Source organism: Mycobacterium sp. FW102-FHT13B02 (assembly GCF_058790275.1).
This window is the reverse complement of sequence record NZ_JBYTCM010000008.1, coordinates 228,080-250,327: the sequence shown is the minus strand read 5'-3', so window position 1 is coordinate 250,327 and position 22,248 is coordinate 228,080. Positions and strand designations below refer to the sequence as shown.

Below are 22,248 nucleotides of genomic sequence, written 5' to 3'. Positions count from 1 at the left end.
TACCCCAGCCGAGCGCTTGCGTGATCTACTACGGGCTCAATAACCAGCAGTGTTGCGACAACCCCTAGAAACCGCCCCGAAGAAGAGGGGCAGTCCTATGTCTGTCGAAAGCCTACTTCGCCTTCTCCAACACCTCGACCAGACGCCAGCGCTTGGTGGCCGACAGCGGACGGGTCTCCATCAGCGAGACGCGGTCGCCGATACCGGCATCGCCGTTCTCGTCGTGCGCCTTGACCTTGGTGGTGGTCCGGATGATCTTCCCGTAGAGCGGGTGGCTCTTACGAGATTCCAGCTCGACAACGATGGTCTTTTCCATCTTGTCCGACACCACGTAGCCGATGGCGGTCTTGCGGCTGCCGCGCTCGGTCTCGGTGGCCGGCGTGTGCTTGGGGCCTTTAGTTTCTGCCATGACTAATCCTTACCAACCGGCCCGGACGCCAGGCCCAACTCGCGTTCGCGCAGGACGGTGTAGACCCGCGCGATCTCCTGCCGCACGGTACGCAGCCGGCGGTTGTTCGACAGCTGACCGGTGGCCATCTGGAAGCGAAGGTTGAACAGCTCTTCCTTCGACTCGCGCAGACGCGTGGTCAGCTCTTCCTCGGTGAGCTCACGCAGTTCACCAGGCGTAACTCCAACTGCCATCAGAACTGCTCCTCTCGAGTCACGATGCGTGCCTTGATCGGCAACTTGTGGATGGCGCGGGTGAGCGCCTCCCGGGCGATCTTCTCGTCGGGGTAGCTGAGCTCGAAGAGCACACGACCCGGCTTGACGTTGGCGACCCACCACTCCGGCGAACCCTTACCGGAACCCATGCGGGTTTCGGCAGGCTTCTTGGTCAGCGGGCGGTCCGGGAAGATGTTGATCCAGACCTTGCCGCCACGCTTGATGTGCCGGTTGATGGCGATACGAGCGGACTCGATCTGCCGGTTGGTGATGTAGGCGTGGCCCAGGGCCTGGATGCCATAGTCACCGAAGCTGACCGAGGTGCCGCCGCTGGCGATACCGCGCTGCTCGGGGTGGTGCTGCTTGCGGTGCTTAACCTTGCGGGGAATCAGCATGACTAGCTCTCCGTTGCTTCCGTCGGCGCATCGCCGGCGGGGGTCTCAACAGCGACGTCCACAGCGCGGCCGGCCTCGGTGCTGGTCGCCGTGGTACCCGACGCACCGCTGCGACGCGGACGGGTACCGGACGGACGATCCCGACGGGGACGGTCGGCGGCGGGAGCGGCAGCGGCGAGCTCACGCTTGCCACCGACGATGTCGCCCTTGTAGATCCACACCTTCACGCCGATACGGCCGAATGTGGTCTTGGCCTCGTACAGGCCGTAATCGATGTCGGCGCGCAGCGTGTGCAGCGGCACGCGACCTTCGCGGTAGAACTCCGAGCGGCTCATCTCAGCACCGCCGAGGCGGCCCGAGCACTGCACCCGGATGCCCTTGACGTTGGGCTGACGCATGGCCGACTGGATGGCCTTGCGCATGGCACGACGGAACGCGACACGGTTGCTCAGCTGCTCGGCGACGCCCTGCGCCACCAGCTGCGCGACGCCCTCGGGGTTCTTGACCTCGAGGATGTTCAGCTGAACCTGCTTGCCGGTCAGCTTCTCCAGGTCGGCGCGGATGCGGTCGGCCTCGGTGCCACGGCGACCGATGACGATGCCCGGACGTGCGGTGTGGATGTCCACCCGGACGCGGTCACGCGTGCGCTCGATCTGCACGTCGGCGATGCCGGCGCGCTCCAGGCCGGTGGCCAGCAGCTTACGGATGGCAACGTCTTCCTTGACGTAGTCCGCGTACTGCTTGTCGGCGTACCAACGGGACTTCCATTCGGTGGTGATGCCGAGGCGGAAGCCGTGGGGGTTGATTTTCTGGCCCACTACTCCGAGCCTCCCTTCGTCTCGGTCTTAGCCGCAGCGGCCTTGCTGCCCTGCGCACGACGAGAGCGCGCAGCACCGGCCGAAGCAGCCTTCGAGCCACCTTCGGAACGGCTCGGCCGACTTTCTACGACCACGGTGATGTGGCTGGTGCGCTTGCGGATTCGGTACGCACGCCCCTGGGCGCGCGGCCGGATGCGCTTGGCGGTCGGGCCCTCGTCGGCGAAGACCGTGGCGACCACGAGGGTCGTCGGGTCCAGGCCCTCGTTGTTCTGCGCGTTGGCGGCAGCGCTGGCGATCACCTTGGCGACCGGCTCGCTGGCAGCCTGCGGTGCCCACCGCAGGATGTCGAGCGCCTCTTCGACGCTCTTGCCACGGACCAGGTCGATGACCCGGCGGGCCTTGCTCGCCGACACACGCACGAAGCGCGCTTTGGCGCTCGCGGACGGGTATTCAGTAACGGTAGTCATTAGCGGCGCTTGCTCTTCCGGTCGTCCTTGATGTGACCCTTGAAGGTCCGCGTCGGGGCGAACTCGCCGAGCTTGTGCCCAACCATCGCTTCGCTGACGAACACCGGCACGTGCTTGCGACCGTCGTGGACGGCGAAGGTGTGACCGATGAAGTCGGGGATGATGGTCGACCGACGGGACCAGGTCTTGATGACCTGCTTGGTGTTCTTCTCGTTCTGAACGTCGACCTTCTTCAACAGATGGTCGTCGACGAACGGACCCTTTTTGAGGCTACGAGGCATCGTCTATTCCTTTCCGGCCTAGCGCTTGTTCTTGCCGGTGCGCCGGCGGCGGACGATGAGCTTGTCGCTCGGCTTGTTGGGCTTGCGGGTACGGCCCTCAGGCTTGCCCCACGGGCTGACCGGGTGGCGACCACCGGAGGTCTTGCCCTCACCACCACCGTGCGGGTGGTCGACCGGGTTCATCACGACACCACGGACGGTCGGGCGCTTGCCCTTCCACCGCATACGGCCGGCCTTACCCCAGTTGATGTTCGCCTGCTCGGCGTTGCCGACCTCGCCGACGGTGGCGCGGCAGCGGACGTCGACGCGACGGATTTCACCGGACGGCATACGCAGCGTGGCGTAGGCGCCTTCCTTACCGAGCAGCTGGACGCTGACGCCGGCCGAGCGGGCCAGCTTGGCGCCGCCGCCCGGACGCAGCTCCACAGCGTGGATGACGGTACCGGCCGGGATGTTGCGCATCGGCAGGTTGTTACCCGGCTTGATGTCGGCGTTCGGCCCCTGCTCGATGACGTCGCCCTGCTTCAGGTCCTTGGGGGCGAGGATGTAGCGCTTCTCGCCGTCCACGAAGTGCAGCAGCGCGATGTTCGCGGTGCGGTTGGGGTCGTACTCGATGTGCGCGACCTTGGCGTTGATGCCGTCCTTGTCATGGCGACGGAAGTCGATGACGCGGTAGGCACGCTTGTGGCCGCCACCCTTGTGACGAGTCGTGATGCGGCCGTGCGCGTTACGGCCACCGGTGCTGTGCAGCGGACGGACCAGCGACTTCTCCGGAGTCGAACGAGTGATCTCGGCGAAGTCGGAGACGCTCGAACCGCGACGACCCGGGGTCGTCGGCTTGTACTTGCGAATTCCCATTATCAGTTAATCCCTTAACTCCCGGCCGATCAGGCCGGAGCTCCGAACAGTTCGATCGGCTTGCTGCCGGCGGACAGGGTCACGATCGCGCGCTTGGTGCTCTTGCGCTGGCCGAAACCGGTGCGGGTGCGCTTGCGCTTACCCTTTCGGTTCGCGGTGTTCACCGAGTCGACCTTCACGTCGAAGATCTTCTCGATAGCGATCTTGATCTGCGTCTTGTTGGACTCCGGTGCCACGATGAACGTGTACGTGTTGTCCTCGATGAGTCCGTAGGACTTCTCCGAGATGACCGGGGCCAGGATGATGTCGCGAGGATCAGTCACGGTTGCCATCAGGCCGACACCTCCTCTTTCGTGTTGGCCTCGATGTACGCGTTGAGGGCCTCGACGCTGAACACCAGGTCATCGGCGTGCAGCACGTCGTAGGTGTTCAGCTGATCCGGCGAAATCACGTGCACGCCAGGCAGGTTGCGGACGCTCTTGGCGCCGACCACATCGCTGCGGCCGATCACGACGAGCACCTTCTTGTTCTCGGTCAGCGACGACAGGAACGACTTGGCGCTCTTGGTCGACGGGTTCTGACCGGCCACCAGTTCGGTGATCGCGTGGATGCGCTCGTTGCGGGCCCGGTCCGACAGCGCGCTGCGCAGGGCAGCGGCGATCATCTTCTTCGGGGTCCGCTGGCTGTAGTCACGCGGCTGCGGGCCGTGGACAACGCCACCACCGGTGAACTGCGGGGCGCGGGTCGAACCCTGACGGGCGCGGCCGGTGCCCTTCTGGCGGTACGGCTTCTTGCCACCACCGGACACCATGGCCCGGGTCTTGGTGGCGTGCGTGCCCTGGCGGGCGGCGGCCAGCTGGGCCGTCACCACCTGGTGCATCAGCGCGATGTTGGGCTCGACGTCGAACAGCGCGGCGGGCAGCTCGACAGAGCCGTCCTTCTTGCCGTCCGGGGTCTTGACGTCAATCTTGAGAGTCATTACTTCTCGCCTCGCTTAACTGCGGTGCGGACAACCACCAGTCCACCGTTGCGGCCCGGGATGGCGCCCTTGATGAGCAACACACCGTTCTCGGCGTCGACCTTGTGAACCTTCAGGTTCTGGGTGGTGACGCGGTCACTGCCCATACGGCCGGACATGCGGGTGCCCTTGAAGACACGGCCCGGGGTGGCACAGCCACCGATCGAGCCGGGACGACGGTGCACAGCCTGCGCACCGTGCGCGGCGCCCTGGCCCTTGAAGCCGTGACGCTTCATGGTGCCGGCGAAGCCCTTGCCCTTGCTGGTGCCGGTCACGTCGACGTACGCGCCGTCGGCGAAGATCTCGGCGGTCAGCTCCTGGCCGACCTCGTACTCAGCAGCGGCGGACTCGTCCTCGAGACGAAGCTCGGCCAGGTGCCGGCGCGGGTTGACGCCTGCCGCGGCGAACTGACCGGTGACCGGCTTGTTCACCTTGCGCGGGCTGATCTCGCCGTAGGCGAGCTGCACGGCGCTGTAGCCGTCGCGCTCGGTGGTGCGGATGCGGGTCACCACGTTGGGGCCGGCCTTCACGACCGTGACCGGGACGACTTTGTTGTTCTCGTCGAACACCTGCGTCATGCCCAGCTTGGTGCCCAAAATGCCTTTACGTGCCATTTTTCTGGGTCTCCTACTGGATGTTGACGTCGACGCTCGCCGGCAGATCGATGCGCATCAAGGCGTCAACGGTCTTCGGCGTGGGGTCGAGGATGTCGATAAGGCGCTTGTGGGTACGCATTTCGAAATGCTCCCGCGAGTCCTTGTACTTATGGGGAGACCGGATAACGCAGTACACGTTCTTCTCGGTCGGCAGCGGCACCGGGCCGACCACGCTTGCTCCCGTACGGGTGACCGTCTCAACGATCTTGCGCGCCGAGGCGTCAATCGCCTCGTGGTCGTAGGCCTTGAGCCTGATGCGGATCTTCTGTCCCGCCACGCTTCTCCTACCTAACTGTCACGGGCCCGTGCTCGGGCCTGGTCTTCAATACGCACGCCCCGGGACACCCGATGGCGCGCGCTGGCTATGCCGCCGCTCTTTACGTTTCTGTGGTTCACCGACCCCCGCGCTCGGGCGTGTCGCCTTTGCGCACAGTCGTCCGCGCTGGAAATCCATCGTGGGCGATGCTGGGACCGGATGCGCCCGTGATGGGCGCCGGTCGTCTGCCCGCAGCGGGCGAACCCGGCGCAAGGCAACCCGAACAGTATGCCCCAGATCGGGGCTCGCTCCAAATCCGCTGCGGAGCCTTCCGCCGCGCCCGGGTTTCGGGGCCGGTCCTGCGGTGATTCTGCGGCGAGAGCGGTCACGTTCGACCGGATTGCACCGCGGTTACAGAGTGAACCGAGGTGCCCGGTTGATCCCGCATTCCGCGGCGCAAAAGTGCGGGTGGCCAGCACCCTGGGCACAGGATCAAGGCGCCGACGGCGCACCCTTCACGCTGACCCGGCACTGGCGGCGGGAACGCGCGAGTGGCTCGGGCCCGGGCCGCAGAATCAGCGTCGGCACCCAACTTACTTTTGAGTAAGATAGCCATATGTCGACACTGAGTCCCACGTACCGCGCCTGGAGGCAGCTCTCGGGGCGGCCCGGCGGCAGCCTGATGTTCTCCGCCGCCGCGATGGTGCGGGTGCCGTACTTCGCATCGGTCCTGCCCCGGGTGGTGACGATGGAGCCGGGCTACGCCGAGGTGGCGGTGCCGAAGTGGTTCTTCGTCTACAACCATCTGCACACCGTGCATGCGATCGCGTCGTGCAACGCGGCCGAGGCCGCCATGGGGATGGCGATGGAAGCAACGGTGCCGACGACTCACCGCTGGATTCCCAAGGCCATGAACGTGCGGTACCTGGCCAAAGCCACCACGTCGCTGCGAGCGCACGCGCGGGTCGATGTCCCAGACTTCGACACCCTGACCAAGGGCACCGACGTCGTGGTGTCGGTCTCGGTGGTCGACGCCTCGGGCGAAGAGGTCGTGCACGCCGACATCACGACGTGGGTGACACCCGCCTGATCGGGCCGGTGCTTGATCGAGGTAGGTGCCGTGACCTTCGCGCACCAGCTCGCCGTCGAAGATCAGCACCTCGTTGACCAGCTGGCCGCGATGGTTCCGGTAATTGATGACGAGAGCGTTCGTCCCCATATAGGTGGCCACGACCTCGAAATGCAGGTCGGGCAGCGCGGCGAGGGCGGCGGCCCAATACCGGCGCAGCGCGTCCTTACCTCGCACCACTCCCCCGGACTCCGGCACCACGCGCGCCGCGACCGGTGAGGTGAAGACGACGTCGTCGTGGAAGTGTGCGAGGACCGCCTCGACGTCGTGAGCGTTCCAGGCCGCGCACCATTCCTCGGGAGGGGGAATCGTCATGCCGCCCTATCGAAGTCGCGCTGCGCTGCGTCGGCAAGTGATTTCCGCACACGTCGAGCGTGCGACGTCACGAGATGACGCGCCCATGACGGCACCAGAATCCCCACGCTCGGCGTAGCGGTCAGTGCTGCAGACTCGCCCAGAACGCGCACTGGTGCACCTGGTCATAGTCGGTGACCACGCGACTTCCGTCGGGGCGCAGCGACATCCGGCTGTCGTGCTCGTCCCCGGCCAGCGCCGGCCATTCCGGCGCTCCCTCGGTGCTGGGCCGGCCGTCACGGACGAAAGAGCTCCAGTAGCCGATCATCTGATCAGACAAGGCGATCTGTTCCGGTGTGGGCGGCGGCGCCCCGCCCATGTTGAAGATGTAGCGCAGATCCAGCGAATGGCTGGCGCCGACGGGGAAAGGCAACTGGCGCAGTGGATCCGGGGTCGGGGGCGCGGGATCGGCGAACTCGTAGCCGTACACCGGAGCGTCGGCGACCAGCGCGTCGCCGACGCGGTCGGCGACGCAGGCGAATGCCCCGTCGGTGACCGCGGCCGAATACGCGACCGCGGCGCTACCGCCGTAGCGGTCCAGCGGGTAGTGCTCCGCCACGGCGGGTGCGCCGGCGCCGAACGTGGATTCCAGCAGGCGGGGGTAACCGTCGGCATGGAACCGTTTGCCTGCGCGCAGATACTGCAGTGCGACGAAAAGAGTGAATTCATCGCGCGTGGTGCCGATCATCACCGGCACCCGGGCGGCAGCGCCCGTGCTGATGGCCTGCATCGGGTCGACCGGCAGCAGCGCCGTCCCGGTGACCGGACCGCTGAGCATATTCTCACCGATTCCGTAGTACCACACCGGTTTTCGTAGTTTGTCGACCGGCAGCCGACGCAGGCAGTCTGCCGCGTCCGCGGGATCGCCGCACCCCGCGGCCTTCGCATAGGCCAGGCTGGACCGGGTGGCTTCGGGCAGCGCGACCTGCGCCTGACACGGCCCACTGGCGATGATGGCACCCCGGAACAGACCGGCTGACGCGGGCGCCACGAGGTGGTCACACACCGACATCCCGCCGGCGGATTCGCCGGCGATCGTCACTTTGTCGGGGTCGCCGCCGAACGCGGCGATGTTGTCGCGTACCCAGCGCAGCGCGGCCTGCTGGTCGGCCAGTCCGTAGTTGCCGACGTCGGGGCCGGCGCCCAGTGCGGGATGAGCCAGGAACCCGAGGGCGCCGAGTCTGTAGTTGACCGTCACGACCACGATGTCGCCACCAGTGGTCAGCCGCGTCGAGTTGTAGATGCTGCTGGACCCGTTTATGAACCCGCCGCCGTGGAGCCACACCAGCACCGGCCGGTGCGCCCCGGATGCCTGCACCGGCGGCGTCCAGACATTGAGGGTCAGGCAGTCCTCGCTGGTGTTTCGGCCCATCTCAAGGTCGCCCTTGGGGTCCTGGATGCAGCGCGCCCCCGGCTTGGCGGCGTCACGGGCCCCGTCCCACGGGAGCGCCGGGGCCGGCGGACGGAAGCGAAGAGGACCCACCGGCGGTGCGGCATAAGGGATTCCGCCGAAGAAGCGGAGGTCCGGGTTGACCGTCCCGCGGACTGTTCCCGATGCGATGTGCACCAACGCCGGATCCGCCGTCACCGCATCAGGCGCGACGGCCGTCGCACCGTCACTGTGCGGATCCATGCCGCAGCCGGCCACCAGCAGCACCGCAGCAGCCGCTGCTGCAGCACGCTGCAGCGGCCGACGCGGGCGGACAGATGACACGAGCACCCAGCGTACTGAACCCCCGCCGCCCACAGCCCCGAAATATTTCCGGCGACCCCCTCCCCACCGGGCACCGAACGACCTACACTCCACTTGACAGCTGTCAAGTTTCGCGCCCGTGTGAGGAGTTCAATGACTGCACCCACCACCGACGAGGCCGCCAAGGTCCTTGCCGACCCCACCGCCTACGCCGACGACGAGCGGCTGCACACAGCACTGACTCACCTGCGCGCCACCAATCCCGTTGCCTGGGTGGATAGTCCGCCGTACCGGCCGTTCTGGGCAATCACAAAACATGCCGACATCATGGCCATCGAGCGGGACAACAACCTCTTCATCAGCGAGCCCCGCCCGTTGCTCATGAAGGCCGACGCCGAAGATCTGCTGAAGGCACAGGCCGACGCCGGCATGGGGCTACGGACCTTGATTCACATGGACGATCCGCACCACCGCAAAATCCGCGCCATCGGCGCCGACTGGTTCCGTCCCAAAGCCATGCGCGACCTCAAGGTCCGCGTCGACGAACTCGCCAAGCGATACGTCGACCGGATGCGCGATGCGGGCCCGGAATGCGACTTCGTCGAGGAGATCGCTATCCAGTTCCCGCTCTACGTCATCATGTCGCTACTCGGGTTGCCCGAGGAAGACTACGACCGCATGCACACCCTCACCCAGGAACTGTTCGGCGGCGACGACGACGAGTACAGCCGCGGCCAGTCTCCCGAGGAACTGTTCAGTGTGCTGCTCGACTTCTTCGGGTACTTCGCCGCGCTGACCGCGTCGCGGCGGGCCAACCCCACCGCGGACCTGGCGTCGGCGATCGCCAACGGCCGCATCGACGGCGAACCCCTCAGCGACATGGACACCGCGTCTTACTACGTCATCGTCGCCAGCGCGGGGCACGACACCACCAAGGACGCCATCTCCGGCGGATTGCACGCGCTGATCCAGAACCCCGGCGAGCTGGCCCGGCTGAAGGCGAACCCCGACCTGATGCCTACCGCGGTCGAGGAGATGATCCGGTGGAGCACGCCGGTGAAGGAGTTCATGCGCACCGCGACCGCCGACACCGTCGTGCGCGGCGTGCCGATCGCAGCGGGCGAATCCGTCTATCTGACTTACGTTTCCGGCAACCGCGACGAAGAAGTGTTCGAAGATCCGTTCCGGTTCGACGTCGGGCGCGAGCCGAACAAGCACCTGGCTTTCGGCTACGGCGTGCACTTCTGCCTCGGTGCGGCGCTGGCCCGGATGGAGATGAACAGCTTGTTCAGCGAATTGTTGCCCAGGCTCGATTCGATCGAGCTGGCCGGTACCCCGGAGCTTTCCGCGACCACATTCGTCGGCGGCTTCAAGCACCTGCCGATTCGGTATTCGCTCCGCTGATCCGATGGGTCGCCAGGAATCCGTCGACGGCGGCAATGGCGATCGCGCGGTAGTCGAAATTCGGCAGCGTGCTGAGCTTGCCCAGCACGATCGGGCCGAGGAGCAGGACCGTGGCTCGCAGCCGGTCGACCTCACCGAGTTCGGCGACAGCCGCGGGACTGGAGAGCACCGATTCGAACGGCACGGCATACTGCTCGGCCACTCGCTCCCGTAGGTTGCGGACCTCGGTGCTCTCGGTCCCAGCCGCCCCAGAGGGCAGGTGTTCGAGGTTGCCGCCGAGCGCCAGCCACGACATGGCGGTCAGGCTGACGGGCGCTTCGGCGATCAGTTCCGCCTGCGCATGCACGAGCGCGATCAACCGCTCGCGCAGGTCGCCCTCGGCAAGCGGTACCGGGGCCGGCGGGATGAGCGCGTGAAACGCTGCCGCCAGCAAGTCGTTTCCGCTCGGATAGTGGCGATAGAGGGTCGCCCGGGCAACGTTGGACGCGCGGATCACCGCGTCGACAGTGACGGCGCTCGGGCCACCGGAGCGCAGCAACGCGGTCGCAGCTTCCAACAAGCGGGCCCGTGAGCGCACCGGCCGAGGATCACCGTGTTTGCTGGACACCACCGAATCACCTCCGGATGAGAAACGAGACTGTTAGTCTCGTTGAGAGACCATCAGTCTGAAAACTACCGGAAGGTGGGTGCATGGTCGACAAGGTGAGTGCGGCGAGTCCAGCGAGCGCGGACACCGGCCCCGAGATCGCTCCGGCGACGGACCCCGCACCCACCTCGCGTCGCCGCACCTGGACCCTCTGCGTGGCGTGTTGCAGTGTGCTGCTGGTGATTTCGTCGATGGTGGCGCTCAACACCGCGCTCGGTGACATCGCCGTGGCGACATCGGCCAACCAGACCCAACTCACCTGGATAATCGACAGCTACACGCTGGTCCTGGCCTGCCTGTTGCTGCCGGCCGGAGCCATCGGCGACCGCTACGGCCGCCGCGGCGCTCTGCTGTTCGGCCTCGTCATCTTCGCGCTGGCCTCGATCGTTCCGGCCCTGAGCACCGCGCCCACGCACATCATCGCCGCCCGCGCGGGGGCCGGCGCGGGGGCCGCGTTCATGATGCCCGCGACCCTGTCCTTGATCACCGCGTCGTACCCGACAGACCAGCGCACCAAGGCGGTAGGCATCTGGGCCGGAATCTCCGGCTGCGGCGCCGTGGTCGGCATGCTCGGATCCGGTGTGCTGCTGCACTTCTGGCCCTGGCAGTCGATCTTCTGGGCCTTCGCCGCCTCGGGCCTTACCCTCGTCGTCCTGGCCACGACCATCACGAGCTCCCGTGACCCGGAAGCCAAGCCGTTGGACGTCACCGGCGCCGTCGTCATCGCGGTGGCAGTGGCGTCCCTGGTCTACGGCATCCTGGCCGCACCCGACCGGGGCTGGACCCATCCGATGGTGTTGAGTGGCATCACCGCCGGGCTCATCCTGGCCGCGGTGTTCGCTGTCCTCGAGCTGCGCACGAGATATCCGCTGCTGGATGTCCGGTTGTTCTTCGACCGCCAGTTCGGTACCGGGGCCGCCGCCATCACCGTGCTGTTCATGGTGTTGTTCGGCTTCTTCTACCTGTCGATGCAATTCATGCAGCTGGTCATGGGCTACAGCCCGATCGGCACCGCACTGGCTCTGTCCCCGCTCGCCGTCCCGGTGCTGATCCTGTCCCCGCTGTCGTCCTGGTATCTGCCCAAGGTGGGGCTACGCCTGGTGGTGTTCACCGGCTTGTGGCTGCTGTCGGCTGGTCTGTTGCTCATGTGTCAGGTGCGGGTCGGCTCGCCGTACTGGGACTTGGCGTGGCCCCTGCTCGTGATCAGTACCGGAGTCGGATTATTCACCGCACCAACAACTTCGGCGATCATGACGTCGGTGTCCGATGACAAGCAAGGTGTCGCGTCAGCGGTCAACGACACCACGCGGGAAGTGGGCGCCGCCCTCGGTATCGCGCTGACCGGCTCGCTGCTGGCAACGGGTTACACCACACACATCGGGCCCGCGGTGGCCGGTTTTCCGGGTCCGGTGCAGGACGCCGCGCGCGGCTCACTGGCCGGCGCGGTCGCCGCCGCACCACATCTGGGACCGATCGGCGACCAGCTCGTCGAAGCGTCCAGGGTGGCGTTTCTACATGCCATGCAGACGTCGCTGGTGGTGTTGGCCTCGATCACCGCGGTGGCCGGTGTACTGATCGCGTTCTGGGCGCCCGGCCGCGAGCACACACCGCCGAATGACCGCTAGGACAGGATGAATCGAGCCGCGCGGTGCGCCAGCATGACGATGGTCGCGTGCGGGCCCCGGCCGGTGATGCCGGGCAGTGCGGCACCGTCGGCGACCCAGAGTGCGTCGATACCGCGCACCCGGCAGTGCGGATCGAGCACGGCGCGTTCGTCGCCGTCAGCGCCCATCGGCGCGGTGGCCGACAGATGCTGCGCGGTGGACCACGCGGGTTCGACCTCGGTGACGGCGGCACCGAACAGGTCGCGACACAGTTCGTAGCCGGCCTGCAATGCGGCGGCATCGGCCGCGTCGGCGTCGTAGCGATGCTCGATGGCAGGCCGCACGTCGGGATCGTCCGACACCAGCAGAACCCGCCCTTGCGCGCGGGGCCGCATCAGGGAGATCCCGAGGTGCACCGGATCGGCGTCGCCGCGGGCCCCACCGGTCATGGCGGCGAAACCCGACGTGTACGGCCGGATTTCCAGGTGCTCGGTGGTGAGCAGCAGTTCGAGCGGCGGGCGGCCGGGCTCGGCGGTCCACGTGGTGGGCACGACCCATTCCGGGTGATCGGCGCACGCGGCACCCACCGGAAGGTCGGCCACCACGGGCACACCGACGCTTCGCAGTTGCGCGGCGGGCCCGACCCCGGACAGCATCAACAGATGTGTCGACTCAATTGCCCCGGCGCACAACACAATCCGATCGGCGTACCGATCCACCACGCCGTCCGGCCCCAGGCACCGCACCCCCACCGCGCGGTCACCGGTGAACAGCACCCGCAGCGCGCGCGTGCCGGCGAGCACCGTCAGGTTGTCACGGCCGCGCGCGGCCGTCAGGTAGACCTCGCCGGGGCCGTGCCGGTGCCCGGTGTCATCGATGTTCAGCGGCACCGCGCCGAGACCCGGCCGCGCCCCGGCGACCGCGTTGAGGTCGTCGATCCACGGGTACCGGAGACCGGCCGCGTCCCGGAAAGCCTGTGAGGATGCTGCGAAATCGCTGATTCGGCGCACCGGGACCGGGCCGGCAGAACCGTGTTCGGCTCCGCCGCTCGATCCATGTTCGGCTCCGCCGAAGTCATGGTCGGTCTCGATGGCGCGGTAGTGCGGCAGGACGTCGGACCAAGCCCAGCCCGGCACTGCCCAGGCCTCGAAATCCGCCGGCCACGCCCGGCAGAAATAGCCGCCGTTGATGGCCCCGGACCCGCCCAGGACGCGTCCCCTCACGATGTCGACGGACCGCACCGGATTCTGTGTCAACGTCGTGCGGTGCTGTCGCGCCACGGTACTGCCGACGCCGATGGGCAGCACCCAGCCCGGTTCCGGACGGACCGTACCGCCGGTCTCCAGCAGCGTCACCTGACACGCGGGATCGGCCGAAAGACGCTCGGCCAGAACGCAGCCGGCACTGCCCGCCCCGACGATCAGGACGTCATCGTGCGGCGAGCTCAAGTCCGGATCTGTGGCTTGAGCGCACCCAGGTGCCGCTCACGCACGACGCCACCCCACAGCCCCAGGCCGTACGCGATGTCGTCGAGACGCTTGAGCAGCAGGTAGGCCAGCAGGCCCACGCGTTGGGTGTTGTCGTCCACCGTGTGGTGTCGGCGGGCCCAGTCGACGACGCCATCCACAATTGCCGCAATCAGCACCACTTGCCGCCAGCGCCGGAAACACACTGCCAGTACCAGCGCCACCGGCCAGTAGTGCCGGCACAGCGCCGCGGCAAGCTGCAGCGCCGCGGCCCACAGGCCCTGCGCGGCCACCGCGGCGACTTCCCGTGGTTCGGTGTCGACGGAGCGCAACGAGTTGGCGATGCGGCGGCCGGTGATCGCGGCGGCGATGGTCGAGGCCAGGTAGCCGACGCCGGAGCCCATGGCCAGCAGCACCCAGACCACCAGAGTCCAACCGGAGATCACCAGCGGCGCGGTCTTACCGGGGTGCCGGACTGACAACGGCGCCGCCGAGGAACCGTAAAAGGCCTTGCGGGCGAACCATTCTCCCAGTGCGGTGCGGTGATCGTGGCCGACCAACGCGATGGGTTCGTACCGCAGCCGGGCTCCGGCCTCGATGAACCGCCAGCACAGGTCCACGTCCTCGCCGGACTGCAGCGACTCGTCGAACCCGCCCACCTGGTCCAGCGCCGTGCGCCGGCAGATGATGGCCGCGCTCGGTACGTAGGCCACCATGCCATAGGGCACCACGGGCGCTTCCCGCATGCCGAGGTCCAGCGACGAGCGCACGGCCTCGTAGCGCGCGATCAGATTGTCGGGCTCGTGGAGCCCGACGATGCGAGGTGCGACCAGCGCGACAGCCGGATCGCAAAAGTGCCCCAGCAGCGCTTCCAGCCACCCACGACGAGGCACCACGTCCGAGTCCAGGAAAGCCACGAAATCCGTCTCGCAGGCGGCCAGCCCGGTGTTGCGGGCCGCGGCCGGACCGCGGCTGACATCATGCCGGAGCACCCGGACGTCACAGTGACCGGCGAGATCGCAGAAATCGGCGGCCTGCAGCGGCACCACCGACCCGTCGTCGACCACCACCACGCGCATGCCGCGCAACGATCGCACCAGCCGCGTGACGCCAACTGCGTTGTCGCGTACCGGAACAACGACGGTGACGTCGCGATGCGACGGACCGGTGGCCGGCCGCGGGTGGGCCACCGTGGCGTCGAGCAGGGTGCGCGCCAGTTGCGCACTCTGGGCGTCGTGAACCTCGAGCCGGCCGCCGTCGAGCATGGTCTGCGCCGCCGGAGCCAGCCGCAACAACCGCGTCGGCGAGCCACCGAGCAGCGCGGCGCCCTCACCCAGCACCTTGACCCGTCGATCGACTTGGACGGCAAAGCCGTCGGGCAGCCTCGGCCCCGTCACTGTCCCACCCCCATCATGCGAGCATGCCCCCCGGGCCCGGCCGCCACGTGCTGATCCTGCGCACACAGCCGCCGACCATTTCTGTAAAGATACGGGACCCCTCGTCCGCGGTGGCCGTCGTCGGATCGCCCAGCACGCCGACGGGGCTGACCGCGGCCACTCCGCCGCTGCGCAGTGCCGGCAGCAGCTCCGGCAACGGCGCGGTGTTGCCGACGACGCTTTCCTCCAACCAGACATCGGCCGGTGAAAGGTGCAGCAGTACAGACGTTTCGGTATGGCCGGCGTGGGCGTCCGCGCCCGCGGCCGTACACGGGCACCAGGCCACGTCGCGCCCCTCGGCCCGCAACAAGGCCGTCGCCGCTGTCAGCGCTGCCACATTGCCGCCGTGACCGTTGACGAACACGATCCGGCCGGCCCAGTTGCAGGCCGACCGCCCGAACTCGACCAGCAAATGCTCCAACGCGGCCAGGCCGATCGAGATGGTGCCGGGGAAACTCTCGTGCTCACCGCTGGCGCCGTAACTGATGGCAGACGAGACCAGCCACGTGGGCTGGTCGACGCCGGGCGTCGTCGTCTCACGCAGCTGCACGGCCACGGACCGCGACACCGCCTCCGCGATCCGGGTGTCGGTGTCCAGCGGCAGGTGCGGCCCATGCTGCTCGGTGGAACCAAGCGGGACGATCAACGAAGGCTGCATGGATTGCAACTGCCTCGACGTCGAGTTCCCGAGCTCGCTGGGAAAAGGCACCCGCCGATGGTAAGCCGAATTTGCCTGCTGTGCGCCAATTGTTGCCGTATGCGCAACGATTCGTAGCGAATGGTCAAATCGACGTGGTTGTCAAGACCCCATTGACCTTCACGTCAGCCACGTCAGTATCGCGCGTATCAGCGGACCCGTCGAATCCCGGCACCGCCGGACCGCCTCAGCCGCCCAGGCGCCGGGTGAAGCCCTCCGGTACCAGGATGTCGTCCGGCCCCAAATCGTGGATCGAGGCCTTGCCCAGACCCCGCAGAGCCGAGTCGATACCCCCGTGCATGATGTCCAGCACGTTCTCGACGCCGGCCTGCCCCTCGGCCGCCAGCCCCCACAGGTAGGCCCGGCCGAGCATCACCGCGCGGGCGCCCAACGCCAGTGCCTTGACCACGTCGCTGCCGCGGCGAATGCCACCGTCCAGCAAAACCTCGATCTGGTCGCCGACGGCCTCGGCGATGGCCGGCAGCGCCCGGATGGACGCCGGGGTGCTGTCCAGGTTGTTACCGCCGTGGTTGGACACCGAGATGGCCGAAACACCGGCGTCCACAGCACGTTTGGCATCGTCGATGCGCATGACGCCCTTGAGCATGAAGGGTCCGCCCCACAGCTCGCGCAGCCAGGCGATGTCCTCCCAGGTCGGCGCCGGGGTGCCCATCCATTCGCCGTAGGCCTGGAAGAACGGCGGCGCGGCCTGCCCACCCGTCGCCTGGTTCGGGACCGACAGGGCCGGCGGCCGCATGGTCTTGGCCCACTGCAGCAGCCAGCGCGGCTTGGTCATGACCTCGGGGCTCATCTTGACGATGGTCTTGAGATCCATCTTTTCCGGGATCTTGGGGCTGCCCCAGTCGCGGCCGTGCGAGAAGCTCCAGTCGGTGGTGACGATGAGGCCCTTGGCGCCGGCCGCGCGGGCGCGCTCGGCCCGGGCCGCGATGTCGTCGCGGCTTCCGAGCCAGTAGATCTGGAAGAACGTCTTGGGGTTGGCCGCAATGACCTCTTCCATCGGCTTGCTGGCGAACGACGACAACCCCATGGCGGTACCGCGGGCCGCGGCCGCGCGTGCGACGGCGACCTCGCCGTCGGGGTTGATGGCCTGCACACCGGTGGGAGAAATAATCACGGGCAGTGAAATCTCTTGACCCATAACAGTTGTGGCCATTTCGCGCTTGTCCAGCGCACCGATGACGTGCGGCGCGAAGCCGAGCTCGCCGAACGCGGCGACGTTGTCGGCGACGGTCAGTCCCTTCTCGCTCGCCGAGATCAGCGAGGAGTAGGCGGACTTGGGGAGCCGCTTCTTCGCGCGCTCCTGCGCGATGGCGACGGTTTCGAACCAGGTATCACGAGCCATGATCTAAACGGGACTTTCGTTACAGAATTTTTGCGGGGCCTTGGCCGGCATGGCCAGGAGTTTGAGGGGTATCGGGGCCCTGGCGGGGCGAGCGGAGCGACGGGAAGGATCGGCGCCCCCGCTACGGGAGTGGTCGAGGTGGGACTTCGGCTTGTCCCGATCCTGCGCCAGCGCAGGCTCACCGAAGCCCTGGACGCACTCGGGGTCCGGGCCGTCCATCGGCAGACCGGTGAAGAACTTGGCCGCCATGCAGCCACCACGGCAGCTGTCGTAGTGCCCGCAGCTGCTGCAGGCACCCGCCGACTGCGGTTCCCGAAGCTCGCGGAACAGTGGGGCGTTCTGCCAGACGTTTTGGAAACCAGCCCCAAAGCCTGTGTCGCTCAAGATGTTTCCGGCGAGGAAGCGCTCATGGATGGCGAATGGGCAGGCATAGACATCGCCCACCGGGTCGATCAGGCACACCACGCGACCGGCGCCGCACAGGTTCAGACCGGCCAGCGCACCCGGCTCGCCGAGGCCCGAGAGGTGGAAGAACGAGTCTCCGGTGAGCACCCGCTCCCCTTTGGCGACCAGCCAGTTGTACAGCTGCACCTGCTGCTCGGCGGTGGGGTGCAGGTCGTCCCACACATCCGCGCCGCGACCGGAGGGACGAAGGCGGGTGATGCGCAGGGTGGCACCGTATTTGTCGGCGAGAGCCTTGAAGTCGTCGAGCTGGTCGACGTTGTGGCGGGTCACCACGACCGAGATCTTGGCGTCCTTGAAACCGGCAGCGGACAGGTTCTCGAGCGCACGGATCGCCATGGCGAACGAGCCCGGTCCACGCACCGCGTCGTTGATCTCCGCGGTGGCGCCGTCAAGCGAAATCTGAACGTCCACATAGTCACTCGCGGCGAGCTTGGCAGCGACGGCCTCGTCGATGCGCACGCCGTTGGTGGAGAACTTGACGCCGACATGATGCTCGGTGGCGTAGTCGACGAGCTCCCAGAAGTCCGACCGCACCGTCGGCTCGCCGCCGCCGATGTTGACGTAGAACACCTGCATGCGTTCCAGCTCGTCAATGATGTCCTTGCACTGCTGGGTGCTCAGCTCGCGCGGGTCGCGCTTGCCCGACGATGACAGGCAGTGCACGCAAGACAGGTTGCAGGCGTAGGTCAGTTCCCAGGTGAGGCAGATGGGCGCGTCGAGGCCGTGCTCGAACTGCTCGATCAGCCGGGGCACGGGTGCCGTTGCGGTCATGAAGTGATGGATCCTTCTGGGCTGTTTGCGCTGTCTTGTTCGGCGGGAACCAGCATCTTGGACTGCACCAGCACGCCGAACGCGTGCAGATACGGCCCCTGCTGGGCGTCGTCGATGCCTGCGGCACGAAGGGCGCTGCGGACGTCCGGATGGCCGGCCAACGAGTTGACCACCTCGACGATGGTCCGGTTCTTCAGGAACGAAAGTTTGCGCGTACCAAAGTGATACAGCAAGGCGCCGAATGGTTCGGGGCGGACTGCGACCTGGTGGTGCAGCCGCCAGCCGCGGTCAGGATCGAAGGCCACCTCTGACCCGGTCCGGGCCGCGGCTGGTGCAGACACGGTCAGTAGACCCCGCACATACCGTCGATCGAGACCTCTTCGACCAGAGTCTCGGTGACAAGATCGGAGCCGGTTGCAGTGTCAACCTCGGCGTGCTGATTCGAGTCCATGGATCGCCCCTTTCGCTACCGTGTCAGTTGCCGGTACTCGACAACTGTGATCCAAGTCGCAAGAATATGGCATCGAGTGCCGAAAAGGAAGGGCGGGTCTGATGCGGACCGAATCGGAGCGTCCCGGGCCGGGCGCCGGGACCGCCCCACAGCACGGCCGGGTGGGCCGTCGCCGTTCCACCACGCGCGACCACATCACCCATGTGGCGCTCGAACTGTTCGCGACCCGCGGCTTCGACGACGTCAGCGTCGACGACGTCGCCCACGCCGCCGGAATATCCCGACGCACGCTGTTCCGGTACTTCTCGTCGAAGAACGCCATTCCCTGGGCCGACTTCGACGCCAGCCTGACTGAGCTGCGGAACCTGCTGAATGCCATCCCCCACGACATACCGCTGGACGCTGCGCTGCGGTCAGCTCTGTTGGAGTTCAACAGCTTTGACGAGGCCGAGACGCCCCGGCACCGACGCCGGATGCAGGTGATCCTGCAGACCGATGCGCTGCAGGCGTACTCGATGACGATGTACGCGGGTTGGCGGGGCGTGATCGCGGCGTTCGTCGCGCGCCGGCTGGACGCCAAACCGACGGACCTGGTGCCCCAGACCGTGGCGTGGACAGTGCTCGGCGTGGCGCTGACCGCCTACGAACAGTGGCTGGCCGACGAGACCGTCTCCTTGCCCGATGCCCTCGGCGAGGCCTTCGACGTCGTCCGCGGCGGCCTGCGCGCCGTGTGATGTGTGCACGGTTCGGCGCGCTGAGCGAACTGTTTTGCGCACAAATCGCGGGAAATTGCGGCAGGGGCGTCGGAAAGTCGTCGCTTGACGCGACGATAAGGGTGTGAGGGGCGAATCAGACGGTGATGCTCCGCAGACGCTGCTGGCGCTGTACGACTCGGCGCTGCCCTTGATCTACGGGTATTTCGTGCGGCGTTGCGGCGATCGGGGCACCGCGGAGGACCTGACGTCGGAGACGTTTCTGGCGGCGATGGACGCCGCCCGTCGCGACTCGCCGCCGGTGATCTCGGTGCCGTGGCTGATCGGCGTGGCCCGGCACAAGCTCGCCGACCACTACCGCCGCAGACACGACCGCTTCACCGTCCCCGTTCCCGAAACACCCGAGCCCGCAGAGCCTTTCGATGACTGGGATGCCGAACTGGACCGGCTGGTCGCCGAGGCCGCGCTGGCCCGGTTGCCCGAACAGCACCGCATGGTGCTGACACTGCGATATCTGGACGACCGCCCGGTGCCCGAATGCGCCGCGTTGATCGGACGCACTGTGCACGCCACCGAGGCACTACTGGTGCGGGCCCGGCGGGCATTCCGAACCGAATACCAGGACGGAGGTGCGTCATGACCATGCCCAACAGTCACGACCCGCTGACGGTCCTGGCCGGCGGCGAACTTCCCGTGCAGCCCGACCCGGCTTTCGCGGCCCGGCTGCGCGAACGGTTGGCAGCCGCCGTCACCCTCCCGAAAGGAGTTGTCATGAGTGGAACCGACACCGCCATCGCCGAACTGAATGCACCTGCTGCCGCCACCGTCGAGGTGCCCCGACCGGCGGCCCTGCCCTACCTTGCCGTCACGGACGCCCGGGCTGCGATCACCTGGTACGTCGACGCGCTGGGTGCCGTCGTGGTCGGGGAACCGATCGTCATGGACGACGGCCGCATCGGGCATGCCGAGCTGGCGCTGGCCGGAGGCGTGCTGTACCTGGCCGACGAATTTCCCGAAATCGGGTTGAAAGCACCTGCTCCCCAGTCGGTTTCGGTCAGCCTGATGCTCGCGGTGCCGGATACCGACGCCGCCCTGGCGCAGGCCCGGCGGCACGGCGCACAGGTGCAGCGGGAGCCCTACGAAGCCCACGGCTCGCGGACTGCCGTGGTGATCGACCCGTTCGGCCACCGCTGGATGCTCGCGGGACCCATACCCGGCGCCGTCGTACCCATCCGGCACGGCGACATCGGCTACATCTCGGTGCAGACGCCGGATGCCCAGCGGGCCGCCGCCTTCTATGGGCATGTCCTCGGCTGGGTCTATGACCCCACCACACGGCAGGTGACGAACACCCGGATGCGCACCGGCATCTTCGAGACCACCGGTCCGCAGACGGTGTTCTGCTGCTATGCGGTGCGCGATCTCGACGCCGCGCGGCAGGCGATCCTGGCCGCGGGCGGTCAGGTGAGCACGCCCGAGGAGCACGAGTGGGGCGCGACGCTCGACGCGACGGATGCGCAGGGCACGGATTTCGCGGTGTTCCAACCTGCGCCGGGCATCCCCCGGCCCGAGCTGAACGGTGCTGGCCCGGGCGAACTTTCGTATCTGACCTACGAAGTACCAGACTCGGCGGCGTTCAAGCAGTTCTACGGCGGGGTGCTGTCCTGGACGTTCGAGCCCGGCCGGATCGAGGACGGCTGGGCGGTGCAGGAGTGCCACCCGATGTCCGGCCTCGCCGGCGGTGCGGCGCAGACCATCGCCGTCCCGATGTGGACCGTGACGGACGTCGACGCCGCGGTGGCACGGGTCCGCGAAGCCGGGGGCACCGTCATCGACGAACCGTCTCGGCAGCCGTACGGGATGTCAGCGCTGTGCACCGACGACCAGGGCGCGCGCTTCTACCTCGGCTCGGTGTGACTACCAGCCGCGGCGGCGGGGCTCTGAACCGATCAGCTCGCCCTGGCGCGCCACGTCACGGCTGCGGTAGACGATGTACGGCCGGAACAGGTACCCGACCGGCGCGCTGAACGCATGCACCAGTCGGGTGAACGGCCACAGGCAGAACAGCGCCAGCCCCATCGCTACGTGCACCTGGTAGTACGCCGGCGCCTCCTCCATCAGGTCACCGCGGGGCTGCAACACCCAGATGGACCGGAACCACACCGACACGGTCTCGCGGTAGTTGTAGGCCTCCCCGACATAGCCCGAGCCCAACGTCGTCGCCGTCAGCCCCGCCGCGATGGCGGCGACCAGGAACACGTACATCACCTTGTCGTTGACGGTGGTGGCCATGAACACCGGGCCGGTGGTCCGGCGCCGGTAGATCAGTAGCCCGATGCCGGTCAATGTCGCGACGCCGGCCGGAAAGCCCATCAGGACCGCCTGCAGGTGGTAGGCGTGTTCACTGAGACCGACTGCGGTGGTCCAGGATTCGGGAATCAACAGACCGATCGCATGACCCAGGATCACCACCAGGATGCCGAAGTGGAACAGCGGGCTGGCGATGCGCAGCAGCCTCGATTCGTACAACTGCGACGAGCGCGTCGTCCAGCCGAACTTGTCGTACCGATAACGCCACCAACTACCGACGACGACGATCGCCAGTGTCACGTACGGGATGACGTCCCAGAAAATCCGGTCCATC

General features: G+C 67.3%; 26 protein-coding genes and 2 pseudogenes. 6 read left to right on the top strand and 22 right to left on the bottom strand.

The window, feature by feature from the left end; all coding sequences use genetic code 11:
* Positions 1–112 precede the first annotated feature (112 nt).
* Genes rpsQ through rpsJ form a run of 11 tightly spaced genes read right to left on the bottom strand, consistent with a single transcriptional unit; the run spans position 113 to position 5,433 of the window.
* Positions 113–409 (bottom strand): 30S ribosomal protein S17, encoded by a 297-nt coding sequence (gene rpsQ, locus AC3WTE_RS16875; RefSeq protein ID WP_020101408.1) that lies wholly within the window; start codon positions 407–409, stop codon positions 113–115.
* Positions 410–411: 2 nt separating this feature from the next.
* Positions 412–642, bottom strand: coding sequence for a 50S ribosomal protein L29 (rpmC, locus tag AC3WTE_RS16870; protein ID WP_020101407.1), 231 nt, complete (start codon positions 640–642; stop codon positions 412–414).
* Positions 642–1,058, bottom strand: a complete 417-nt coding sequence (gene rplP / locus AC3WTE_RS16865; protein WP_020101406.1) for a 50S ribosomal protein L16 — start codon at positions 1,056–1,058, stop codon at positions 642–644. Before rplP ends, rpmC begins: the two co-directional genes overlap by 1 nt.
* Positions 1,059–1,060: 2 nt before the next feature.
* Positions 1,061–1,876, bottom strand: a complete 816-nt coding sequence (gene rpsC / locus AC3WTE_RS16860; protein WP_459366655.1) for a 30S ribosomal protein S3 — start codon at positions 1,874–1,876, stop codon at positions 1,061–1,063.
* Complete coding sequence (gene rplV, locus AC3WTE_RS16855) at positions 1,876–2,343, bottom strand: 50S ribosomal protein L22 (protein ID WP_459366656.1); 468 nt, start codon at positions 2,341–2,343, stop codon at positions 1,876–1,878. The genes rpsC and rplV overlap by 1 nt, the downstream gene beginning before the upstream one ends.
* Positions 2,343–2,624 carry a 30S ribosomal protein S19 gene (gene rpsS, locus AC3WTE_RS16850; RefSeq protein ID WP_043401734.1) on the bottom strand — a complete coding sequence of 94 codons (282 nt, stop codon included), beginning with the start codon at positions 2,622–2,624 and terminating at the stop codon, positions 2,343–2,345. The genes rplV and rpsS overlap by 1 nt, the downstream gene beginning before the upstream one ends.
* A gap of 18 nt (positions 2,625–2,642) precedes the next feature.
* Complete coding sequence (gene rplB, locus AC3WTE_RS16845; RefSeq protein ID WP_459366657.1) at positions 2,643–3,482, bottom strand: 50S ribosomal protein L2; 840 nt, start codon at positions 3,480–3,482, stop codon at positions 2,643–2,645.
* Between the two features lie 29 nt (positions 3,483–3,511).
* On the bottom strand, positions 3,512–3,814 hold the full coding sequence (gene rplW, locus AC3WTE_RS16840; protein WP_043401728.1) for a 50S ribosomal protein L23: 303 nt from the start codon (positions 3,812–3,814) through the stop codon (positions 3,512–3,514).
* On the bottom strand, positions 3,814–4,461 hold the full coding sequence (gene rplD, locus AC3WTE_RS16835) for a 50S ribosomal protein L4 (RefSeq protein WP_455980501.1): 648 nt from the start codon (positions 4,459–4,461) through the stop codon (positions 3,814–3,816). The genes rplW and rplD overlap by 1 nt, the downstream gene beginning before the upstream one ends.
* A complete protein-coding gene (gene rplC / locus AC3WTE_RS16830; protein WP_455980502.1) occupies positions 4,461–5,114 on the bottom strand; it encodes a 50S ribosomal protein L3 in 654 nt (217 codons plus the stop codon). The genes rplD and rplC overlap by 1 nt, the downstream gene beginning before the upstream one ends.
* 13 nt (positions 5,115–5,127) lie before the next feature.
* Entirely contained in the window at positions 5,128–5,433 is a 306-nt protein-coding gene (rpsJ, locus tag AC3WTE_RS16825; protein WP_003883485.1) for a 30S ribosomal protein S10, read from the bottom strand.
* 595 nt (positions 5,434–6,028) lie between these two features.
* On the opposite strand from rpsJ, the gene AC3WTE_RS16820 reads away from it, so the two are divergent.
* A complete protein-coding gene (locus AC3WTE_RS16820; protein ID WP_459366659.1) occupies positions 6,029–6,502 on the top strand; it encodes a hotdog fold domain-containing protein in 474 nt (157 codons plus the stop codon).
* Positions 6,503–6,520: 18 nt separating this feature from the next.
* Here AC3WTE_RS16820 and AC3WTE_RS16815 read toward each other — a convergent pair.
* Together AC3WTE_RS16815 and AC3WTE_RS16810 are read right to left on the bottom strand one after the other, a co-directional pair.
* Positions 6,521–6,856 (bottom strand): annotated as a pseudogene (locus tag AC3WTE_RS16815) (nuclear transport factor 2 family protein); the annotation flags it as partial.
* 121 nt (positions 6,857–6,977) lie between these two features.
* Positions 6,978–8,615 (bottom strand): carboxylesterase/lipase family protein, encoded by a 1,638-nt coding sequence (locus AC3WTE_RS16810; RefSeq protein ID WP_492439183.1) that lies wholly within the window; start codon positions 8,613–8,615, stop codon positions 6,978–6,980.
* A gap of 126 nt (positions 8,616–8,741) precedes the next feature.
* Between AC3WTE_RS16810 and AC3WTE_RS16805 the strand changes: the two genes are divergently transcribed.
* Positions 8,742–9,992, top strand: a complete 1,251-nt coding sequence (locus tag AC3WTE_RS16805) for a cytochrome P450 (protein ID WP_492439181.1) — start codon at positions 8,742–8,744, stop codon at positions 9,990–9,992.
* Here AC3WTE_RS16805 and AC3WTE_RS16800 read toward each other — a convergent pair.
* The gene (locus AC3WTE_RS16800; protein ID WP_492439180.1) at positions 9,958–10,599 is read right to left on the bottom strand and encodes a TetR/AcrR family transcriptional regulator; all 642 of its coding nucleotides are present in this window, start codon (positions 10,597–10,599) and stop codon (positions 9,958–9,960) included. The two genes, AC3WTE_RS16805 and AC3WTE_RS16800, sit on opposite strands and share 35 nt — an antisense overlap.
* An 83-nt stretch (positions 10,600–10,682) precedes the next feature.
* On the opposite strand from AC3WTE_RS16800, the gene AC3WTE_RS16795 reads away from it, so the two are divergent.
* A complete protein-coding gene (locus tag AC3WTE_RS16795) occupies positions 10,683–12,263 on the top strand; it encodes an MFS transporter (RefSeq protein ID WP_492439178.1) in 1,581 nt (526 codons plus the stop codon).
* Here AC3WTE_RS16795 and mftG read toward each other — a convergent pair.
* From mftG to mftA, 7 genes are all read right to left on the bottom strand, one after another.
* Entirely contained in the window at positions 12,260–13,690 is a 1,431-nt protein-coding gene (mftG, locus tag AC3WTE_RS16790) for a mycofactocin dehydrogenase MftG (protein WP_492439176.1), read from the bottom strand. The genes AC3WTE_RS16795 and mftG overlap by 4 nt on opposite strands.
* On the bottom strand, positions 13,687–15,105 hold the full coding sequence (gene mftF / locus AC3WTE_RS16785) for a mycofactocin biosynthesis glycosyltransferase MftF (RefSeq protein WP_492439174.1): 1,419 nt from the start codon (positions 15,103–15,105) through the stop codon (positions 13,687–13,689). The genes mftG and mftF overlap by 4 nt, the downstream gene beginning before the upstream one ends.
* Positions 15,106–15,118: 13 nt before the next feature.
* Positions 15,119–15,892 (bottom strand): mycofactocin biosynthesis peptidyl-dipeptidase MftE, encoded by a 774-nt coding sequence (gene mftE, locus AC3WTE_RS16780; RefSeq protein ID WP_492439221.1) that lies wholly within the window; start codon positions 15,890–15,892, stop codon positions 15,119–15,121.
* Between the two features lie 136 nt (positions 15,893–16,028).
* Complete coding sequence (gene mftD, locus AC3WTE_RS16775) at positions 16,029–17,204, bottom strand: pre-mycofactocin synthase MftD (RefSeq protein WP_492439172.1); 1,176 nt, start codon at positions 17,202–17,204, stop codon at positions 16,029–16,031.
* 3 nt (positions 17,205–17,207) lie between these two features.
* Positions 17,208–18,440, bottom strand: coding sequence for a mycofactocin radical SAM maturase (gene mftC / locus AC3WTE_RS16770; protein WP_492439170.1), 1,233 nt, complete (start codon positions 18,438–18,440; stop codon positions 17,208–17,210).
* Complete coding sequence (gene mftB, locus AC3WTE_RS16765; protein WP_459366669.1) at positions 18,437–18,781, bottom strand: mycofactocin biosynthesis chaperone MftB; 345 nt, start codon at positions 18,779–18,781, stop codon at positions 18,437–18,439. The genes mftC and mftB overlap by 4 nt, the downstream gene beginning before the upstream one ends.
* Positions 18,782–18,783: 2 nt before the next feature.
* Positions 18,784–18,891, bottom strand: coding sequence for a mycofactocin precursor MftA (mftA, locus tag AC3WTE_RS16760; protein ID WP_459366670.1), 108 nt, complete (start codon positions 18,889–18,891; stop codon positions 18,784–18,786).
* Positions 18,892–18,992: 101 nt separating this feature from the next.
* Here mftA and mftR point away from each other — a divergent pair, with 101 nt between their 5' ends.
* The 3 genes from mftR to AC3WTE_RS16745 all read left to right on the top strand — a co-directional run bounded on the left by mftR (position 18,993) and on the right by AC3WTE_RS16745 (position 21,521).
* On the top strand, positions 18,993–19,625 hold the full coding sequence (mftR, locus tag AC3WTE_RS16755) for a mycofactocin system transcriptional regulator MftR (protein WP_492439167.1): 633 nt from the start codon (positions 18,993–18,995) through the stop codon (positions 19,623–19,625).
* 103 nt (positions 19,626–19,728) lie between these two features.
* Positions 19,729–20,244, top strand: a complete 516-nt coding sequence (locus tag AC3WTE_RS16750) for an RNA polymerase sigma factor (protein ID WP_492439165.1) — start codon at positions 19,729–19,731, stop codon at positions 20,242–20,244.
* Between the two features lie 2 nt (positions 20,245–20,246).
* Complete coding sequence (locus tag AC3WTE_RS16745; RefSeq protein WP_492439219.1) at positions 20,247–21,521, top strand: VOC family protein; 1,275 nt, start codon at positions 20,247–20,249, stop codon at positions 21,519–21,521.
* Here the strand turns inward: AC3WTE_RS16745 and narI are convergent.
* Positions 21,522–22,241: pseudogene (gene narI, locus AC3WTE_RS16740) on the bottom strand (respiratory nitrate reductase subunit gamma); the annotation flags it as partial. It lies immediately after the preceding gene.
* Positions 22,242–22,248: the final 7 nt, after the last annotated feature.

Bases quoted from the DNA above. Each gene is read 5' to 3' on its own strand.
- AC3WTE_RS16805 (WP_492439181.1), top strand. From the start codon at position 8,742: ATGACTGCACCCACCACCGACGAGGCCGCCAAGGTCCTTGCCGACCCC.
- mftD (WP_492439172.1), bottom strand. From the start codon at position 17,204: ATGGCTCGTGATACCTGGTTCGAAACCGTCGCCATCGCGCAGGAGCGC.
- rplV (WP_459366656.1), bottom strand. From the start codon at position 2,343: ATGACTACCGTTACTGAATACCCGTCCGCGAGCGCCAAAGCGCGCTTC.
- AC3WTE_RS16745 (WP_492439219.1), top strand. From the start codon at position 20,247: ATGCCCAACAGTCACGACCCGCTGACGGTCCTGGCCGGCGGCGAACTT.
- rplP (WP_020101406.1), bottom strand. From the start codon at position 1,058: ATGCTGATTCCCCGCAAGGTTAAGCACCGCAAGCAGCACCACCCCGAG.
- rplC (WP_455980502.1), bottom strand. From the start codon at position 5,114: ATGGCACGTAAAGGCATTTTGGGCACCAAGCTGGGCATGACGCAGGTG.
- mftR (WP_492439167.1), top strand. From the start codon at position 18,993: ATGCGGACCGAATCGGAGCGTCCCGGGCCGGGCGCCGGGACCGCCCCA.
- rpsQ (WP_020101408.1), bottom strand. From the start codon at position 409: ATGGCAGAAACTAAAGGCCCCAAGCACACGCCGGCCACCGAGACCGAG.
- mftA (WP_459366670.1), bottom strand. From the start codon at position 18,891: ATGGACTCGAATCAGCACGCCGAGGTTGACACTGCAACCGGCTCCGAT.
- rplB (WP_459366657.1), bottom strand. From the start codon at position 3,482: ATGGGAATTCGCAAGTACAAGCCGACGACCCCGGGTCGTCGCGGTTCG.
- rplD (WP_455980501.1), bottom strand. From the start codon at position 4,461: ATGACTCTCAAGATTGACGTCAAGACCCCGGACGGCAAGAAGGACGGC.
- rplW (WP_043401728.1), bottom strand. From the start codon at position 3,814: ATGGCAACCGTGACTGATCCTCGCGACATCATCCTGGCCCCGGTCATC.
- mftC (WP_492439170.1), bottom strand. From the start codon at position 18,440: ATGACCGCAACGGCACCCGTGCCCCGGCTGATCGAGCAGTTCGAGCAC.
- AC3WTE_RS16820 (WP_459366659.1), top strand. From the start codon at position 6,029: ATGTCGACACTGAGTCCCACGTACCGCGCCTGGAGGCAGCTCTCGGGG.
- rpsS (WP_043401734.1), bottom strand. From the start codon at position 2,624: ATGCCTCGTAGCCTCAAAAAGGGTCCGTTCGTCGACGACCATCTGTTG.
- rpmC (WP_020101407.1), bottom strand. From the start codon at position 642: ATGGCAGTTGGAGTTACGCCTGGTGAACTGCGTGAGCTCACCGAGGAA.
- AC3WTE_RS16795 (WP_492439178.1), top strand. From the start codon at position 10,683: ATGGTCGACAAGGTGAGTGCGGCGAGTCCAGCGAGCGCGGACACCGGC.